Genomic DNA, 18,843 nt, shown 5'->3' with positions numbered 1-18,843 from the left:
CATGGAAAGGCCACGTCATCCAGGCCGTCCGGCGCGCGGCACCCTGGCTGCGCGCCGGGACGATTTGCTTGTCGTCGCACTGGACCTGTTCATCCGGCACGGCTATGCGCAGGTATCGCTGGCGGCGATTGCCGCCGCAGCCCACGTCGCGGTGCGCACCATCTACGTCAAGTTCGGCGGCAAGCCTGGCCTGCTGATGGCGCTGATCGCGGCCGAACAACAGCGTCACCAGCGGCAGCTGGAAGCCCTGCCAGCGTGCGCCGACATGCAGCGGCAACTGGAACTGTATGCCGGCCATCTCACGCGGCGCGTGCGCGATGAACGCGTGATGCGGCTGCAGGCCATTGTCACGGCCGACGGCGACGCCGCGGCGCGCGCAGCGTGGCACGCGGCCGGTCCGGGTCAACTGGCCGCGCGGCTGGAGGCACTGTTCGGGCAGGCCAACGCGCGAGCCCTGTTCGACGCCGGCCTCACCGCGCAGGACTTGTGCGCACATTTCTTCCACTGCCTGGCCGGCCACACCGCCGCCGGCTGTGCACTGACGCCGGCCGCACAGGATCGCCAGATCGAGCGCGGTCTGCGGCTGTTCCTGCGCGGCACCCTGCGCGACTGCGCGACGAATGGAATCGATTATGGTAGCTTAAAATAGCTTTGCCGTTATCATGGCGGTTTCTGCAGATTAATCGCGTGATCCATGGAACAGCAATCGTCGTTTTCCCCCACCGAACAGCGTCTGGCGGTGACTGCCGAGCATTATCCCGCCTTCCCGGCGCACAAGGCCCTGCTGAGCCGCCTGATCCGCCACGTGCAAAAAGCCATCCAGGACCAGGCCAACGCCTCGCTGCGCCAGTGGGACCTGGCCCTGCCCGAGTACAACGCGCTGATGATGTTGTACGGGACGCCGGACCGCAAGCTGACCGCCAGCGCGCTGGCCGACGCCGCCGGCGAAAAGTCGGCCAACGTCACCCGCCTCACCAACGGCCTGGTCGCGCGCGGCCTGATCGCGCGCGCCGACGGCGGCAGCGACCGCCGCGTAGTCTACCTGTCGCTGACGGCGGAAGGCATACGCACGCTGGAAAGCCTGCTGCCGGCCATGTCCGCCCTGGTGCTGCAACAGACCTCGCGGCTGGAGGCCGATGAACATGCCGAACTCGAACGCCTGTTGAAGAAAGTCCTGGCCGGCATCGAAGCCTGATTATTTTTGTCTATGGCGTACACAAGTTGGCGGCCTTAATGTAGCATATTAAATATATCTTTATGCGAGGCTTGCCATGCTGACGCCGATCTCCTCCCCCGCCGCGGACACGCCGCATCTGCCGCCCCTGCTGCGCCTGGGATTCCGCCCCTTTTATCTGCTGGCGGCGCTGTTCGCCACGTTGAGCATTCCGCTGTGGCTGGGCGCCTATGCCCATCCCGCCGCCGTCGCGCCGCAACTGAATCTGCTGTGGCACATGCACGAGATGGTGTTCGGCTTTGCCGCCGCCGTGGTGGTCGGCTTCCTGTACACGGCCGCACGCAACTGGACCGGCCAGTGGACCCCGCGCGGCTGGCCGCTGGCCGGGCTGGCGGCATTGTGGCTGCTGGGTCGCGCGGCCATGCTATTGCCGCATACCGCCCTGAACGCGTTGCTCGACCTGCTGTTCGTTCCGGCCGCCACCGCGCCGCTGGTGCGCCTGCTGTGGCGCAGCGGCAAACGCCGCAACCTGCCGCTGACCGGCCTGCTGATGCTGCTGGCACTGGCCAATCTGGCCTTCCACGCCAATCTGCTGGGCTGGTGGTCCTGGCCTTCGATCAGCGCCGTCGAAGCGGCCGTGCTGGTGCTGGCCGTGCTGTCCAGCGTGATGGGCGGCCGCGTGATCCCCGGCTTCACCGCCAACATGGCGCCCGGCAGCGCGCCGCGCAGCTATGCGTGGCTGGACCGCGCCGGCATCGCGCTGATGGTCGGCGCCAGCGCGGCCTGGGTCGCCGGACTGCCCGCGCTGCCATCGGCGACACTGGCGGCAGCGGCGGGCGCGGTGCAGCTGGCGCGGCTGGGATTCTGGTCGCCGCAGCGCACCGCGCGCTACCCGCTGCTGTGGATACTGCATCTGGCATACGCGTGGATAGGCGGCGGCTACCTGCTGCTGGCGGTCGCCCTGCTGGGCAGCGGCAGCGCCAGCACCGCGATGCACGCGATCGCCGTCGGCGGCATGTCCAGCCTGATACTGGGGATGGTGACGCGCACCGCGATCGGCCACACCGGACGGCCGATGCGCGCCGAGCATCACGAGCAGTGGATCTTCCTGGCCGTGCAGGCCGCCGCCACCGCGCGCGTGCTGGCGAATCTGGCGCCGGACAGCTGGCGTACCGTGCTGCTGCTGGTCGCCGGCGCTGGCTGGAGCGCGGCTTTCGGCCTGTATCTGGCGATTTACGGCCCGTTCCTGAGCGCCGCGCGCGTGGATGGCCGCGACGGCTGATGCGGCGGCCGCCGCCAACCGGCTACGCGGCGGCCGGCAGACGCTGGAACTTGAGGGGAAGCGGCGCGGTTGAAGCCGAGGGTTTGGCCGGCAGCAGCGTCGCCAGGGTCTGCATATCAAGCGTGGCCAGGAAGGCCGCCGCCGCCGCGCCCAGCGCGTTCTTCAGCCGGCAGTCGGCCAACAGCGGACAGGTCGAGTGCCCGCCGCCGAAGCATTCGGCGATATGGAAGTCGGTCTCGGTGGCGCGCACCACCGCGCCGAGATTGATCTCGGATGGCTCCATCTTCAGGCGCAGCCCGCCGTTGCGGCCGCGCACGGTGTCGATGTAACCGGCCACGCCCAGCTGATACACGACCTTCATCAGGTGGTTGCGCGAGATGCCGTGCGCTTCGGCGATGTCCTGGATGGTCACCAGGCGGTCGCGGTGCATCCCCAGGTGCAGCAGGGTGCGCAGACTGTAATCGGTAAAAGTGGTAAGGCGCATGATGGTGGCGGCTAAAAGATACATCTAAACTACATCAATTAAATTCCGGCGTCAACGCGGGACCGGCAATGCCCCTGCGCGCTGTCCGGGATATTGCGAATCGGCAAATTTTCCGCTTGCGCAGCAGTTTAAACATGTATACCATATACCTCATTAAGGATGAGTTAACGCGGCCGTGAGGCCATTTTTAAAACCCTTAAAGATGTATTTCACATGCTAGTTATAGGAGTTCCGATGAAACAGCCCCTTGTTACCTTCCGCAGATTCGCCGCGCTGGCCGCCATGTGCGCCGCCACCGCCCTGCTCTCGTCCGAAGCGGCAGCCGCCGTGCGCAAGTACGACATGAATATTGAAGACACCAAAATCACCCTGGTGGAAAAACAGCAGTACCACACCTTCGCCTTCTCCGGCCAGGTGCCCGGCCCCTTGTTCTACGTCGACGAAGGCGACCAGATCGAGGTCAACGTCAACAACGTGACCGCCCTGCCGCATTCCATCCACTGGCACGGCATGCTGCAAAAAGGCACCTGGAAGATGGACGGCATCGCCGGCACCACCCAGCCGGCGATCCAGCCGGGCGAAAGCTTCACCTACAAATTCACCGCCGAACCGTCCGGCACCATGTGGTACCACTGCCACGTCAACGTCAACGAGCACGTGGTCCTGCGCGGCATGTGGGGGCCGTTCATCGTGCGTCCGAAAAAGCCGACCGCGCTGGAAAAGACCGTCACCAAGGAATTCATCATGATGTTGTCGGACTGGGATTCCAAGTGGGCCGACAAGCCGGGCTTCGGCGGCCTGCCGGGCGACAAATTCGACTTCTTCACCATCAACGGCAAGTCCTTCCCCGACAACCAGCCGCTGCGCGTCAACAAGGGCGACGTGGTGCGCCTGCGCCTGATCGGCGCCGGCGACCTGGTGCACAGCGTGCACCTGCACGGCCACGTCATGACGGTGGCGTTCAAGGATGGCTTCCCGCTGCCGGCGCCGTACAAGGCCGACACCATCGCCATCGCTCCGGGCGAACGCTATGACGTGATCTTCACCGCCGACAATCCGGGCCGCTGGATGATCCACGACCACGTCGACTCGCACGTGATGAACGGCGACCGTCCGATGGGCGGCATCATGAGCGTCCTCGAATACAACGAGATCAAGCCGGACGACTTCTACGACTGGAAGAACAAGAAATTTGAGCCGAATTTCTATTACGAGGAATCGCTCAAAAAAGGCCCGGGTATTTACACCAACGACGGCTTCAAGGGCCAGGCTGTCCAATAACGTAGGAGTTGAAAATGCGATTGAGAATACTGATCGCCACGCTGGCCGCGCTGGGCGCGGCCGGGCTGGAGGCAGGCGCCGCGCAGGCGGCCGACCTGCTCAGCCAGCAGTGCGTGGCCTGCCACGCGATCACCAAGCCGGCCAATGCCTCGCTGGAGCGGCTGTGGGAACGCAAGGGACCTGACCTGTACTACGCCGGCAACAAGTTCAACAAGCCCTGGCTGGTCAGCTGGCTGCAGAACCCGACCACCCTGCGTGCCGGCGGCGTGATGTACGCCAAGGCCGTCAAGCCGTCGGCCGACAAGACCGCCGACGTGATCGACGCGGCCCAGGTGCCGGCCCACCCCAAGTTGTCCGCCGCCGATGCCGCCACCGCGGCCGACCTGCTGATGGCGCTCAAGGTCGACGGGCTGGTGACGCCGGGCGCGTTCAAGAACGAAGCCGGCGGCCCGATGGCCTCGATGCTGTTCTCCAAGCTGCGCGGCTGCACCTCCTGCCATACCGCCAAGGCCGGCGACAAGCCGACCTCCGGTCCGGAGATGTACAGCGCCGGCGACCGTTTGCAGCCTGACTTCGTGCACGCCTACATCAGCAACCCGCAAAAGTTCGACGCGCATACCTGGATGCCGTCGCTGGGCCTGACGGAAGCCGACCTGCAGAAGCTGACCTCCTACATCAGCACCCTGAAGGAGAAAAAATAATGAAGTTCTCTCTGAATCACTTGTATGCGCTGGTGGCGCTGGGCATCGCGGTGTGCTCGATGGACGCGGCGCGCGCCGACGAGGCGCACGCGGTCAAGCTGTACAACACCTACTGCGTGCAGTGCCACGGCGTCAACCGCGACGGCAACGGCATCAACAGCGCCAACATGGCGGTCAAGCCGCGCGACCACACCGACACCAAGGCCATGGGCGACACGCCCGACGAGACGCTGTTCAAGGCGATCAAGGGCGGCGGCCTGGCGGTGAGCAAATCCGTATTAATGCCTAAATGGGAAGGAGTACTGAACGACGACGAGATCAAGGAGCTGGTCGCCTACCTGCGCGTGGTCAGCAAGACCACCGCGAAATAACAGACCGCGTACATCAACAATAAGGAAAGCAAATGAAAAAACTGAGCATGAGCATCGCAGTCGCCCTGGCGCTGCTGGGTTCCGCCGCCGTCCAGGCCAAGACCGTGAAGATCAACCTGACCGCCAAGGAAGTCGAAACCGCGATCGACAACAAGGGCACCATGTACCGCTCGTGGACCTATGAAGGCATGGTTCCCGGTCCGGTGATCCACGTGGAAGAAGGCGACGTGGTCGAATTCACCCTGACCAACGACAAGTCCAGCAAGAACTCGCACTCGGTCGACTTCCACGCCGCGCGCGTTGACGTGGTCAAGGACTTCGAGCAGGTCAAGCCGGGCGAGAAAGGCAGCTACACATTCAAGGCCGACTACCCAGGCATCTTCTTCTACCACTGCGGCGCCGATCCGATGATCCAGCACATCGCGCGCGGCATGTATGGCGCCATCATCGTCGATCCGAAGGACAAGTCGGCCATGCCGAAGGCGGACCGCGAGTATGTGCTGATCCAGTCGGAGCTGTACGCCAATCCGGACAACCAGGCCGACATGATGGCCAACAAGTGGACCAACGTGATGTTCAACGGCGGCATCTTCAAGTACGACCCGGTGCATGATCCGGCCGCCACCCGCATGCTGCAGGCCAAGCCGGGCGAGCGTGTACGCATCTACTTCGTCAATGCCGGCGTCAACGAGTTCTCTTCGTTCCACGCCATCGCGGGCATCTGGGACAAGGTCTACCCGAGCGGCAATCCGAAGAACCAGCTGAACGGCCTGCAGAGCTATGTGGTCGGTCCTGGCGATGCCGCCAGCTTCGACATCATCTCGCCGGTGGAAGGCGCCAACGCGCTGGTCTCGCACTCGCTGCGCCAGGCGCTGAGCGGCGCCATCGCCATCCTGCAATACACCAAGGACGCCGACCCGAAAATGGGCCGCGGCGAAAACATCCTGGTGCGCTAAGCGCCCCCATGGCGGGCCACGGCCCGCCATTTTCAAAGAACATCAACAAGAGAGGTCATCATGGGCATACAACGACGAGGATTTTTGGCAGGCGCAGGCCTGACGCTGGCGGCGGTCACGCTGCTGGGCTACCAATATGGCGGCAGCCGCGCCAGGCCCGCCGTGCCGCCCATGGACGTCTCGCAGGCCCGCTACACCTGCTCCATGCATCCGCAAGTGGTGCAGGACCATCCGGGCACCTGCCCCATCTGCAATATGAATCTGGTCAGGATGCAGGGCACCGTTGCCGCGCCCGCCGCGCACGAGCACCAGCACCAGCACGACCATCATCGGCAGGACGAGCCGGCGACCGGCGCCGCCATCCACGTCGACAGCGCCACCCAGCAGCGCATGGGCGTGCAGCTGGCCGCCGCCACGGTGACAGACATGCGCCGCAGCGTGCGCGCCTACGCCACCCTGGCCGCCGACGAAAGCACCACCATCGCCGTCAACCCGAAAGTCGAAGGCTGGCTGCGCAAGGTGCACGTGCAAGGCATCGGCCAGCCAGTGCGGCGCGGCCAGGTGCTGTACGAGATCTACTCGCCGGAGCTGCAACAGCGCCAGCGTGAATACATCGATCTGCTGTCGCGCAAGGACGGCCTGTTGGGCGGCGACAGCATGACCGTGGTGAGTTCCAACGCCGCCATGGTCGGCAGCCTGTCGAAGGAAAAGTTCCGCGCCCGCGACAGACTGCTGGCGGCCGATCTGGGCGCCGACCTGGTGGACCAGATCGAGAAGACCCGCCGCGTCATCGATACCGTGCCGGTGCGCGCCGCGCGCGACGGTGTCGTGACCCAGCTCGGCTCGCACGAAGGCAGTTACGTCAATCCCATGCAGCAGATTCTGGCCTATGCCGACTATGCCACCGTTTGGGCCGAAATCTCACTGTTCCCCGATCAGCTGGAGTGGCTGCGCAACGGCGACAGCGTGCAGTTCCGCTCCGGCTTGGACAAGAGCGCGGTGCAGCGTGCGCGCGTCGATCTGTCCACGCTGCAGATCGACCCACAGACCCGCACTGCCAAGCTGCGCCTGGCGCTGGCCAATCCACGCGGCGCCTTCCGTCCCGGCGCCTTTGCCGAAGTCGAAATCCAATCCGGCCACCAGCGCGGCCTGGCGGTGCCGCGCGATGCCGTGATCCGCACCGGCCGCGGCGACTTCGTCGTGGCCGCCGAGGCGAATGACCACTTCCGCCGCGTGCAGGTGCAGACCGGCCTGCAGACCGACGAGCTGGTCGCCATCACCCACGGCCTGAAGGAAGGCGACCGCGTCGCCGTCAACGGTCAATTTCTGCTGGACGGCGCCGCAGCCATGCAGGCGCCCGCCCAGGCCAGTCTGATGACGGAGATGAAGTAATGATCGCCCGCGTCATCGACTGGTCCATCCGTAACCGGCTGCTGGTGCTGGCCGCGTGCCTGCTGCTGCTGATCGGCGGCCTGGAATCGCTGACGCGCCTCAAGCTGGACGCCCTGCCCGACCTGTCCGACGTGCAGGTGATCGTGCGCACCGACCTGCCGGGCCAGGCGCCGCAACTGGTCGAGGATCAGCTGACCTATCCGCTGGCGGCTTCGCTGCTGGCAGTGCCGGGCGCACGCGCGGTGCGCGGCTTTTCCATGTTCGGCGAATCCTATGTCTACGTAATCTTCAAGGACGGCACCGATCTTTACTGGGCGCGCTCGCGCATCCTCGAAACCCTGAGTCAGGCCAGCGGCCGCCTGCCGGCCGGCGCCGTGCCGACGCTCGGCCCGGACGCGTCAGGCGTCGGCTGGGTGTATGAATACGCGTTGGTCGACAAGAGCGGCAAGACCGATCCGGCCCGCCTGCGCGCACTGCAGGACTTCTATCTGAAGCTGGAATTGCAATCGGTGCCTGGCGTGGCGGAAGTGGCCACGCTGGGCGGCATGGGGCGGCAGTTCCAGGTCGAAGCCGATCCGGCCCGCCTGGCCGCGCACGGCGTGACCATGGACCAGCTGGCGCAAGCCATCACCGACGCCAACCGCGCCGGCGGCGGCGCGCCGCTGAACATGTCGCGCGCCGAATACCTGCTGCGCGCCGACGGCTACCTGAAAAAGCCGGCCGATTTCGACGATATCCCCATCACCACCGAGAACGGCGTGCTGCGCCTGAAGCAGCTGGCCAACGTCAGTACCGGCCCGCAGCTGCGGCGCGGACTGGCGGACCTGAACGGCAAAGGCGACGTCACGGGCGGCATCATCGTCATGCGTCACGGCGAGAACGCCATGAGCACCATCGCCGGCGTCAAGCAGCGCCTGGCGCAGTTGCAGAAATCCTTGCCGCCCGACGTGGAAATCGTCACCACCTACGACCGCTCTTCGCTGATCGAGCGCGCCGTGCACACACTGCGCAGCAAGCTGCTGGAAGAATCCATCGCGGTGGCGTTGATCTGCGGCGTATTCCTGTTCCGCCTGCGCTCGGCGCTGGTGGCCATCGTCACTCTGCCGCTGGGTATATTAGCGGCGTTGTGGATCATGCGCGCGCAGGGCGTATCGGCCAACATCATGTCGCTGGGCGGCATCGCGATCGCCGTCGGCGCCATGGTCGACGCGGCCATCGTCATGATCGAAAACATGCACCGCCACCTGGAGCAGCACGGCGAGACGCAGGACATCTGGCCGCTCGTACGCAAAGCCGCCACCGAAGTCGGTCCCGCGCTGTTCTTCTCGCTGCTGATCATCACCGTGTCCTTCCTGCCGGTGCTGACGCTGGATGGCCAGGAGGCGCGCCTGTTCGCGCCGCTGGCCTACACCAAGACCTACGCCATGGCCGCAGCCGCCATGCTGGCGATCACGCTGACGCCGGTGCTGATGGGTTACGCCATCAAGGGCAAGCTGAAACCGGAATCGGCCAATCCGGTCAACCGCGCGCTCAAGCGCGTCTATCAGCCCTTGCTGCATGCCGCCCTGGCGCGTCCACGCACCACCATCGCCCTGGCGGCGCTGCTTCTGGCCAGCACGGTCGTGCCGCTACAGCGCATCGGCAGCGAATTCATGCCGCCGCTCGACGAGGGCGACCTGCTGTACATGCCGACCACCATGCCCGCCGTCTCCGCCGCCGAAGCGGCCGATCTGCTGCGGCGCACCGACGCCCTGATCGCCGCCATGCCGGAAGTGGCGCGCGTGTTCGGCAAGGCCGGCCGCGCCGATACCGCGACCGATCCGGCGCCGTTGTCGATGTTCGAAACCACCATCATGCTCAAGCCGCGCGCCGAGTGGCCGCAGGGTTCGGCCAAAAGCAACGCGGAGCTGATCGCCAGGCTCGATGAAACAGTGCGGCTGGCCGGCATGACCAATTCCTGGGGCTATCCGATCAAGACCCGCATCGACATGCTGTCCACCGGCGTGCGCAGCGCGCTGGGGGTCAAGATCACCGGTCCCGATCTGGCGCAGCTCGACCGCCAGGCGGCGCAGGTGGAAGCGCTGCTGCGCGCCGTGCCGGGCACCCGTTCGGTGTTCGCCGACCGCGCCCAGTCCGGCCGCTACATCGATGTGGAGGTGCTGCGTGAACAGGCCGCGATCTATGGCCTGTCTGTGGCGGAGATTCAGCGCGCGGTGCAGATGGCTGTGGGCGGCGAAAGCATCACCACCATCGTCTCCGGGCGCGAACGCTATCCGGTCACGCTGCGCTTCCCGCAAGGCGACCGCAATGGCCTGGAGTCGCTCGAGGAAATCCGCCTGAAAGCCGCCGGTGGCGCCATTGTACCGCTGCGCGAAGTGGCGCGGTTGCGCATTGCCGACGGCCCGACCGAAATCAAGAGCGACAACGCGCGGCCGGTGGTCTACGTGTATGTCGACATCGCCGGCGCCGATGCCGGTGGCTACCTGGAAATGGCAGAGCAGGCGCTGGAACGCGGCTTGCAGCTGGAGCCGGGCTACACGCTGGCCTGGCAAGGACAGTACATCAACTTCAGGGAAGGCAAGGCGCGGCTGTGGAGCGCCATCGTCATGACGCTGCTGCTGGTGGCCGGGCTGCTGTACCTGCACTTCCGCGATCTGCGCAAGGTGGCGCTGGTGCTGGCCTGCCTGCCGTTCTCGGTGATCGGCGGCTTCTGGCTGACCTGGCTGCTGGGCTATCAGCTGTCGGTGGCGGTGGTGATCGGTCTGATCGCGCTGGCCGGCGTGGCCACCGAATTTGGCATCGTCATGCTGCTGTACCTCGATCATGCCATCGAAGAGCGGCCGCACGACGCCTACGGCGCGATCCTGGCCGGCGCCCTGCTGCGCCTGCGGCCCAAGGCCATGACGGTGGCCGTTATCCTCGGCGGCCTGCTGCCGGTGATGCTGTCCGACGAAGCCGGCGCGGACGTCATGCAGCGCATCGCCGCCCCGCTCATCGGCGGCATGGTCACCGCCCCGCTGTTCTCGTTGCTCGTGATCCCGGCCGCCTACTGGCTGGCGCTGCGTCCGCGTGGCGCGGTATCGGCCGCCGTGCCGTCCGAAGGGAGCGCCGCATGAAAGTATTGCTTAGCCTCCTGCGCTCGATGCGCTTCGCCATCGCCATCCTGGCGGTGGTGGGCGTCGCGTCCACCATTGGCTCCATTTTGGAACAGAACCAGCCGGCCGTGGTGTACGTCAGCCGCTACGGCGAATTCTGGGCTTCGTTCTTCACCCTCTGCGGTCTGACCGACATTTATCACGCCTGGTGGTTCTACACCCTGTTGACCTTCATGGCCAGTTCCACCGCACTGTGCCTGTGGCAGAACGCACCGTCCATGGTGCGCGACATGCGCAGCTACCGCGAAAACAAAAGCATCGCCAGCCTGCGCAACCTGGAATTCCACACCGAGTTCGAGCTCCGCGCACACGACGCCAGTCGCGCCGGCCTGGCCTCCTACCTCACCGCTCAGGGCTTTCGCTACAAGCATGTCAACACCAGCGGCGGCTCGCTGCTGGCCGCCCGCGCCGGCGGCGCGCGGCGGCTCGGATACCTGCTGGTACACGGCGCCATGGTCCTGATCTGCGTCGGCGGCCTGGTGGACGGCCGCATCTCCTATCGCGCCAGCATGACGATACCGGAAGGCGAAACCAGCAGCCAAGGCCAGATCCAGGACGGCGACCAGATCATCCAGCAGCCGATTCCATTCGCCGTACGGCTGAAGAAATTCGCCATCGCCCATTACGCCAACGGCCAGCCCAAGGACTTCACCAGCGACATCGAAATCATCGATGGCGCCAAGGTGGTGCCGGTGACGCTGCAGGTCAACCATCCCTACACCTATCGCGGCGTCACGCTGTTCCAGTCCGGCTTCGCCGACGGCGGCAGCAAGGTGACGCTGCGCATGGACGGCGCGGTCACGCAGCAGATCGGCGGCGTGATCGGCGCAGGCACGCCGCTGCTGCTGAACGGCGCTCCCGCCACGCTGGAATTCGCGGAACTGCGCGTGATCAACGTATTCGACAAGGATGGCACGGCCGCGCGCAACTGGAACTCGCGAGGCCAACCCGGCGACCGCACCCGCGACGTCGGCCCTTCGGTGGCCTTCCGGCTGCGCGATCAGCAGGGCCAGTCGGACGAATGGCTGGTCTACCAGCGTGCGATCGAGATCGACGGCGCCCGCTACCGCGTAGTCGGCCACCGCGCCGCCGGCGAGGACGGCATGCGCTACCTGCGCATTCCCGTGGACAGCGATACCGGCAATGACGTCGCCGGCACGATCGCCGGCTACCAGCATCTGGTGGCGGCGCTGGCCGATCCGCAGCAACGCGCCCGCGCCGCGCGCCAGACGGCGGAACGCGTGACCGATCCGCGGCTGGCCGCGACGCTGAGCGCCACCGCCGCCGCGCTGATGGAAGCCTTCCATCACAAAGGCTACCGCGCACTGACCGAAATGTCGCGCCTGCGCGGCAATGACGAGGAGGCGCTGAAAGCCGCCCAACTCTACCACCAACTGCTGGAGCGCTCGGCAGCGCTGCTGGCGCCGGAACTCAGCCCGCGCATGGTGCACGACGTCCTCAACGCCTACGACGACGCGGTGAACATGCAGCTGCCAGCCCTGTTCACCTTCGAAACCTACGACCAGGTCAACGCCACCGGCCTGCAAGTCACGCACGCCCCCGGCGCCGCGCTGGTCTACCTGGGCAGCGCCCTGCTGGCACTGGGCGTGATCGCCATGTACTTCGTCCGCGAGCGCCGCATCTGGCTGTACAGCGCGGGCGGCAAACTGCTGCTGGCGTTCAGCGCCAACCGCAATACCCCGGCCCTGAGGACCGAATTCGACCGCCACGCCGGCGCCATCGCGCAGCTGGCCGGCGCTCCCACTCCATGAGGTAACCCTATGCTTGCGTATTCCACCCGACTCATTACAGCCCGCACACCCAGGCCAGGCCTGATCCGCGGCGGCATTTTCCTGGCGCTGCTCGGCGGCGCCACCTGCTACGCGCTGCTGCGCTACCAGTCCGCCATGGACATGTTCGACACCGCCATCCTGATCGCCAGCGCCATTGGCCTGGGCGCGATGGCGCTGGCCTGGACCGCGCTGCAGCCGTTGACGCTTGGTGCCGGAGCGATGGCGCTGGCCGCCATCGCCTTGTACCACCGCCAGCTGGAAGCGGCCGATCACGTGTTCCTGCTCAAATACTTCCTGTCCAGCCAGACGGCCATCATGTGGATGGGCCTCGGCTACTGGGCCGCCACCGTGCTATACGCGCTGGGCTGGCTGCGCCGCGCGTCCGGCTGGCTGCGGCTCGGCACCCGCGCCGCATGGACCGGCAGCCTGTTCGGCCTCGCCGGCCTGCTGGTGCGCTGGCACGAGTCCTACCTGATGGGACCCGACATCGGCCACATCCCCGTCTCCAACCTGTACGAAGTGTTCGTGCTGTTCGCCTTCCTGACGACCATGCTGTACCTGCACCTCGAAGCCCATTTCGGCAGCCGCCAACTGGGCCTGTTCGCCATGACGCTGGTCAGCGCCGCCGTGGTCTTCATGTTCAAGTACGGCATGGGCGCGCATGAAATCCAGCCGCTGATCCCGGCGCTGAAATCGTACTGGATGAAAGTCCACGTGCCGGCCAATTTCATCGGCTACGGCGCGTTCTCGATGGCCGCCATGTTCGGCGCCGCCTGGCTGCTGGCCGACAAACCCTTCTTCGCCAGCCGCCTGCCCAGCCGCGCGTGGCTGGACGAGCTGTCGTACAAGGCCATCGCGCTCGGCTTCGTGTTCTTCACCATCGCCACCATCCTCGGCGCGCTGTGGGCGGCCGAAGCCTGGGGCGGCTACTGGTCGTGGGACCCGAAAGAGACATGGGCGCTGATCGTCTGGCTCAACTACGCCGCCTGGCTGCACACGCGGCTGGTGAAGAACGTGCGCGGCGCGCTGCTGGCCTGGTGGTCGCTGGTCGGCTTCGGCATCACGCTGTTCGCCTTCCTGGGCGTGAACATGTTCCTGTCCGGTCTCCACTCCTACGGCAGCCTGTGATGAACACCCTGATCCTGATGCTGGCCTGCGTGCTGGCCAATCTGCCCTTCCTGCGGCTGACCATGGTGCGCCGCTGGCACCCGGCGGCGAACGACTTCGCCGGCTGGCTGGCCGGCTACGCGCTGTGGATGACCGCCGCCAGCCTGCTGGGCGGCGCCGCCGGCCGCAACTGGGAAGTGTGGGCCATCACCGCCGCGCTGTTCGCCGTGCTGGCCTTCCCCGGCATCGTCTGGCGTCACCTGCGCTGATCATGAGCCAGCGTCTGCGCCACCGTCTCGTGATGTTCATGATTGCCGTCATGGCGATCATTGCATTCGCGCGCGCGGGGGTGATGGACAACACCATGGGCTCCATGGCGGGCATGCAGATGTGCCACGGCGCCGGCATGCCGATGGCCATGCAGCCCGGTGAGCCGTCCGCCGGCCACCGCCCGGCCGATGGCGCCATGCCGGACCACGCCTGCTGCAAGGTATGCGTCTGCCATCCGGGCTTGAGCGCGCTGCCGCCGGGGTTCCATGCCTGCGTGCTGCCGGCCGCCGCCCGCGCCATCGAGACCGTTGCGGCGCGCGTGGTCGCGGCGGCGGGGGTTTTCAGCACCAAATCCAGTCCGCGCGGACCGCCTGCGCATGTTTGATACGCGATCCACCTCCATCAACATGCAAAGGAATGACTATGTTTACCAAATCGCGTGCCCTGCGAGTGGCACTGCTGACCCTCATCGTTCAACAAGCCTGGGCCTCTGACGGCCAGCCGGCCGATGCCGCCATGGCCATGGTCACCATTACCGGCGGCCGTCCGACCTCGCTGCCGACCCAGATCCCGACCACCATCGAGGGCATCACCGCCGCCCAGATCGAGCAAAGCATCAACGCCGCCGACGCCGAGGACGCGCTCAAATACTTCCCCAGCCTGAACGTGCGCAAGCGCTACATCGGCGACTACGATCACGCCGTGCTGGCCAGCCGCGCCTCCGGCACCGGCAACAGCGCGCGTTCGCTGGTGTATGCCGACGGCATCCTGCTCTCCAACCTGCTGGGCAACGGCGCCACCTTCACGCCGCGCTGGGGCATGGTGGCGCCCGACGAAATCGAGCGCGTCGATGTGCTGTACGGTCCCTTCTCGGCGGCCTATCCCGGCAACTCGGCCGGCGCCGTGGTCGATTATCTGACCCGCATGCCGACCAGCCTGGAGGTGCATGGCCGCCTGTCCGGCTTCAGCCAGGGATTCAAACAGTACGGCAATGATCACACCTACGGCGGCCGCCAGGGCAGCCTCTCGGTCGGCAACAAGACGGGCGACCTGTCGTGGTGGGTCAGCTTGAATCGCCTGGACAACGACAGCCAGCCGATCACCTTCGCCAATAAGCTGGTCAGCGCGGGCGTGCCCGGCAAGGGCGGCGTGCCGGTGACCGGCGCCATCGCCGACAAGAATCCTGCAAATGCCGACTGGCTGATCCTCGGCGACACCAACCAGATCCACACCGTGCAGGGCCACGCCAAGATCAAGCTGGCCTACGACCTGACGCCGTCGATCCGCGCCAGCTACACGCTGGGCTGGTGGAAGAACGATGCCCACCGCGACGTCGCGTCCTATCTGCGCGACGCCGCCGGCAACACCATCAGCAGCGGCACGGTCAATATCGGCGGCCGCCAGTACACGCTGACGCCGGCCGACTTTGCGCCCGCCACCGGCGAACTGGAACACTGGATGCAGGGCCTGTCGCTAAAAAGCCATACCAAGGGCATATGGGACTGGGAGCTCGCGCTCAGCAACTACGACTACCGCAAGGACCTGGTGCGCACGCCGACGTCGTTCGCCAATGCGTCCGGCACCCTCACCGACATGAGCGGCACCGGCTGGAGCACCCTGGCGGCCAAGGGCATCTGGCGGCCGTATGCCGACAACCGCCATATCGTCGACATCGGCGTGCAGCGCGACAGCTTCCGTCTGCGCACGCTGGTGTCCGGCACAAGCGACTGGCAAGGCGGCGCGGCCGGTGCGGCGATGTCAAGCTTCAACGGCGACACCCGCCTGGAAAGCCTGTATGCGCAGGATACCTGGCGCTTTGTGCCCGACTGGAAGGCCACGCTGGGCGGGCGTCTGGAGCGCTGGTCGGCCTTCAACGGCAGCATCGGCAGCGGCACCGTGGTCAAGCGATTCGGCGAACGCCACGAAACCAGCTTCTCGCCCAAGTTTGCGCTGTCGCACGATCTGGATCAGGACTGGACGCTGAAAGCTTCGGCCGGACGCGCGGTGCGCTATCCGACCGTGTCGGAGCTGTACCAGGGCGCCATCGTCGGCGACACGCTGATGAACAACGATCCGAATCTCAAACCGGAACGCTCGGTCACATCCGAACTGACGGCCGAACGCAAGCTGGAAAAGGGTCTGCTGCGCGCCACCTGGTTCCACGAGACCACCAGCGACGCGCTGTACTCGCAGCGTAACGTCAATGTCACGCCGAATGTCACCAACATCCAGAACGTCGGCCGCATCCGCACCGATGGCCTGGAACTGGCGGCGCAGGCCGACGACGTGCTGTGGCAAGGGCTGGACCTGAACGGCAGCGTCACCTACACCGATTCCACCATCACCGGCAACGTCAACTTCCCGACCAGTATCGGCAAGGACCAGCCGCGCGTGCCGCGCCAGCGCGCCACGCTGCTGGCCACCTACCATCCGACCGATAAATGGTCGGCCAGCCTGGGCGCGCGTTACAGCGGCAGGCAGTGGGGCACGCTGGATAACACTGATCCGAACGGCGCCAGCTACACCGGCTATTCCAGCTATTTCGTCACTGACGTGCGGGTGCGCTATCGCATCGACAAACAATGGACCGCGTCGGCCGGCATCGACAACCTGGGCAACCGCAAGTACTGGGCCTTCCATCCCTACACGCAGCGTACTTTCATCGCCGAGCTGCAGTACGATCTGAAATAAGGAGAACCCACATGATGCAATTGACCGCAGCGCTTTCCGGCCTGCTGATGGCCGCCGCCACCGCCCATCCGGCCGCGCACAAGATCAAGACACAACTGGGCAGCTCGGCCGCCTTCGACCGTCACGGCGTCCTGTGGCTGGTCGGCGCCGACGACGGCAAACTGGTGGCGCGCACTTCTAGCGACGACGGCAACAGCTGGCGTCCCGCCGTTATCCTTAGCGACGAAGCGGCGATGGCTGGCGGCGACGAGCGGCCGCGCATCGCCTTCGGTCCGCGCGACGAGGTATATATCACCTACAGCCGGCCGCTGGAAAAACCGTGGACTTCCGAAATCCGCTTCCTCCGCTCGGAGGACGGCGGCGTTCATTTCAGCGCACCGTACACGGTGCATCACGACCACCAGATCGTCACCCACGGCTTTGCCTCGCTGGCGGTGGATACGCAAGGCCGCGTGTACGTGACCTGGATCGATAAGCGCAATGCCGCCAGCGTCGCCCAGTACTACGCCGTCTCCACCGACGCCGGCCGCAGCTTCGGCGCCGACTACAAGATCGCGGACCATAGTTGCGAATGCTGCCGCAGCGCGATCGCGCTGGCGCCGGACGGGCGCCCTGCCCTGATGTGGCGCCACGTGTTCGAACCCAATATCCGCGACCACGCCATCGTCACGCTGGCGGCGGATGGCCGGCCGGCGCCGCCCGAGCGCGCCAGCTTCGACCACTGGGCCATCGACGCCTGCCCGCATCAGGGGCCGGCGCTGGCGTATGGCGAGGACGGCCGGCGCCACCAGACCTGGTTCACCGGCGACGGCTTGTTTTATGCCAGCCGCCGCCAGGACGGCACGCTGACCATGCCGCTGCGGCTGGGCGACGAACAGGCGTCGAACGCCGACATCGCCGTCAGCGGCCAGCGCGTGGAGGTGGTGTGGAAAGCGTTCGACGGCAAGGTCACCGCCATCAAGGCCCTCAGTTCGCGCGACGGCGGCGCCAGTTGGCAGGCGCGCACGCTGGCCGCCACCGACGGCGGTTCCGACCAACCGCGCCTGGCGCGCAAGGACGGGCGCATCTTCCTGATCTGGCGCACGGACCGCAACGACATCACCACGGTGGAACTATGATACGTCGATACCTGATGATGGCAACGTTGCCGGCCATCGCCACGCTGTGCGCCGGCGCGCTGGCGGCGCCGGATATCCAGCCGTTCGAAACGGACGGCATGGCGCGCATTCTGGCTGATCATGCGGGCCGGCCGTTCGTCGTGCTGGTGTGGTCGCTGGACTGCGGCTACTGCCATGCGAGCATAAAAAATCTGGCTGCGGCCGGCAACGCGGCGGCGCCGGCGGCTGCGGGAGCGCAGGCAGCGCCGCCAGTGCCGGACATCGTCACCGTCGCCATCGAAGCGGCCGACGACGCGCAGAGCACCGCCGCCATCGTCGCCGCCACCGCGTCGCTGGGTCCGCGCGCGCAGCGCTGGGCCTTCGGCCAGACCTCGGCCGAACAACTGCGCTACCAGATCGATCCCCAGTGGCGCGGCGAACTGCCGCGCAGCTACTGGTACGACGCCAGTGGCAAGCGCGTGGACGCGCTATCGGGCCTGATCACGCCGCAGATCATCGCCGCGCACCGATAACCGGCTCAAGCCGGTGGCGCCGTCCATACCAGGTTCCACAGGTGGCCATCGATATCCTCGAACCCCTGATCGTACATGAAGCCGTGATCCTCGGGCGGATGCGGAATCCGGGCGCCGGCGGCGCTGGCCCTGGCGATCAGGTCGTCGAGCTCGGCGCGGCTCTCGCAACTGAGGCAAATGATCACCTCATTGGCCTCTCTGGCCTGCGCCAGCGGCTTGTCGATAAACGAACGGAAAAACGCCTCGGTCATCAGCATCACGAAAATGCTGTCCTCGACCACCACCATGAACGCCGACTGCTCGCCACTGTATTGCGGATTGAAACCGAACCCCAGCGCCGCAAAAAATGCCCTGGATTTCTCCAGATCCTTGACCGCCAGATTAAAAATGATCTGCTTGTTCATGACGCCTCCCATGGTGAAAAGAGCGGTACTTCAACCTGACGACGTATGATGCCACCGCAAATCGACAGCCCTAAAAAAATCCGGGGTCAGGTCTTCCATTGCGTCACGGGCTCTACCGTAGCGACCGCTACGGTAGAGCCCGTGACGCAATG

Annotated in this window: 18 protein-coding genes; 16 read left to right on the top strand and 2 right to left on the bottom strand. The window is 66.0% G+C overall.

All coding sequences use genetic code 11. The features are described 5' to 3' along the window. Position 1: 1 nt before the first annotated feature. The 3 genes from E4L98_RS13390 to E4L98_RS13380 all read left to right on the top strand — a co-directional run bounded on the left by E4L98_RS13390 (position 2) and on the right by E4L98_RS13380 (position 2,456). Positions 2-649: a TetR/AcrR family transcriptional regulator gene (locus tag E4L98_RS13390; RefSeq protein WP_135202054.1), complete on the top strand. Its 648-nt coding sequence runs from the start codon at positions 2-4 to the stop codon at positions 647-649. A 45-nt stretch (positions 650-694) separates the two neighbouring features. Then, positions 695-1,195: a MarR family transcriptional regulator gene (locus E4L98_RS13385; RefSeq protein WP_135202053.1), complete on the top strand. Its 501-nt coding sequence runs from the start codon at positions 695-697 to the stop codon at positions 1,193-1,195. 76 nt (positions 1,196-1,271) lie between these two features. Next, positions 1,272-2,456 (top strand): NnrS family protein, encoded by a 1,185-nt coding sequence (locus E4L98_RS13380; protein ID WP_135202052.1) that lies wholly within the window; start codon positions 1,272-1,274, stop codon positions 2,454-2,456. A 22-nt stretch (positions 2,457-2,478) separates the two neighbouring features. Here the strand turns inward: E4L98_RS13380 and E4L98_RS13375 are convergent, their stop codons facing one another. Further along, entirely contained in the window at positions 2,479-2,940 is a 462-nt protein-coding gene (locus E4L98_RS13375) for an RrF2 family transcriptional regulator (RefSeq protein WP_135202062.1), read from the bottom strand. A 234-nt stretch (positions 2,941-3,174) separates the two neighbouring features. Between E4L98_RS13375 and E4L98_RS13370 the strand changes: the two genes are divergently transcribed. The 13 genes from E4L98_RS13370 (at position 3,175) to E4L98_RS13310 (ending at position 18,287) form a co-directional block, all read left to right on the top strand. Further along, positions 3,175-4,221: a multicopper oxidase domain-containing protein gene (locus E4L98_RS13370; RefSeq protein ID WP_135202051.1), complete on the top strand. Its 1,047-nt coding sequence runs from the start codon at positions 3,175-3,177 to the stop codon at positions 4,219-4,221. Between the two features lie 14 nt (positions 4,222-4,235). Beyond that, a complete protein-coding gene (locus E4L98_RS13365; protein WP_135202050.1) occupies positions 4,236-4,922 on the top strand; it encodes a c-type cytochrome in 687 nt (228 codons plus the stop codon). After that, complete coding sequence (locus E4L98_RS13360) at positions 4,922-5,293, top strand: c-type cytochrome (RefSeq protein ID WP_135202049.1); 372 nt, start codon at positions 4,922-4,924, stop codon at positions 5,291-5,293. The genes E4L98_RS13365 and E4L98_RS13360 overlap by 1 nt, the downstream gene beginning before the upstream one ends. A 32-nt stretch (positions 5,294-5,325) precedes the next feature. Continuing rightward, entirely contained in the window at positions 5,326-6,249 is a 924-nt protein-coding gene (locus E4L98_RS13355) for a multicopper oxidase domain-containing protein (protein WP_135202048.1), read from the top strand. Positions 6,250-6,333: 84 nt separating this feature from the next. Then, the gene (locus E4L98_RS13350; RefSeq protein ID WP_167761324.1) at positions 6,334-7,641 is read left to right on the top strand and encodes an efflux RND transporter periplasmic adaptor subunit; all 1,308 of its coding nucleotides are present in this window, start codon (positions 6,334-6,336) and stop codon (positions 7,639-7,641) included. Beyond that, complete coding sequence (locus E4L98_RS13345) at positions 7,641-10,757, top strand: efflux RND transporter permease subunit (RefSeq protein WP_135202046.1); 3,117 nt, start codon at positions 7,641-7,643, stop codon at positions 10,755-10,757. The genes E4L98_RS13350 and E4L98_RS13345 overlap by 1 nt, the downstream gene beginning before the upstream one ends. Next, on the top strand, positions 10,754-12,568 hold the full coding sequence (locus E4L98_RS13340) for a cytochrome c biogenesis protein ResB (protein WP_135202045.1): 1,815 nt from the start codon (positions 10,754-10,756) through the stop codon (positions 12,566-12,568). Before E4L98_RS13345 ends, E4L98_RS13340 begins: the two co-directional genes overlap by 4 nt. A 9-nt stretch (positions 12,569-12,577) precedes the next feature. Further along, positions 12,578-13,717 carry a c-type cytochrome biogenesis protein CcsB gene (gene ccsB, locus E4L98_RS13335; protein WP_135202044.1) on the top strand — a complete coding sequence of 380 codons (1,140 nt, stop codon included), beginning with the start codon at positions 12,578-12,580 and terminating at the stop codon, positions 13,715-13,717. Continuing rightward, entirely contained in the window at positions 13,717-13,965 is a 249-nt protein-coding gene (locus E4L98_RS13330; RefSeq protein ID WP_135202043.1) for a DUF2818 family protein, read from the top strand. Before ccsB ends, E4L98_RS13330 begins: the two co-directional genes overlap by 1 nt. A gap of 2 nt (positions 13,966-13,967) precedes the next feature. Further along, on the top strand, positions 13,968-14,351 hold the full coding sequence (locus E4L98_RS13325; RefSeq protein ID WP_135202042.1) for a DUF2946 family protein: 384 nt from the start codon (positions 13,968-13,970) through the stop codon (positions 14,349-14,351). 38 nt (positions 14,352-14,389) lie between these two features. Continuing rightward, positions 14,390-16,657, top strand: a complete 2,268-nt coding sequence (locus E4L98_RS13320; RefSeq protein WP_135202041.1) for a TonB-dependent receptor — start codon at positions 14,390-14,392, stop codon at positions 16,655-16,657. 11 nt (positions 16,658-16,668) lie between these two features. Then, on the top strand, positions 16,669-17,775 hold the full coding sequence (locus tag E4L98_RS13315; protein WP_135202040.1) for a sialidase family protein: 1,107 nt from the start codon (positions 16,669-16,671) through the stop codon (positions 17,773-17,775). 14 nt (positions 17,776-17,789) lie between these two features. Next, positions 17,790-18,287, top strand: a complete 498-nt coding sequence (locus E4L98_RS13310; protein WP_135202039.1) for a TlpA family protein disulfide reductase — start codon at positions 17,790-17,792, stop codon at positions 18,285-18,287. A 5-nt stretch (positions 18,288-18,292) separates the two neighbouring features. On the opposite strand, the gene E4L98_RS13305 is transcribed toward E4L98_RS13310, so the two are convergent. Beyond that, positions 18,293-18,691, bottom strand: coding sequence for a VOC family protein (locus tag E4L98_RS13305; protein WP_135202038.1), 399 nt, complete (start codon positions 18,689-18,691; stop codon positions 18,293-18,295). Positions 18,692-18,843: the final 152 nt, after the last annotated feature.

This window comes from Duganella callida (genome assembly GCF_004614165.1).
GTDB classification, from domain to species: Bacteria; Pseudomonadota; Gammaproteobacteria; order Burkholderiales; family Burkholderiaceae_D; genus Rugamonas; species Rugamonas callida.
The sequence above is the reverse complement of the archived record's forward strand: the minus strand, read 5'-3'. Positions and strand labels throughout refer to the sequence as shown.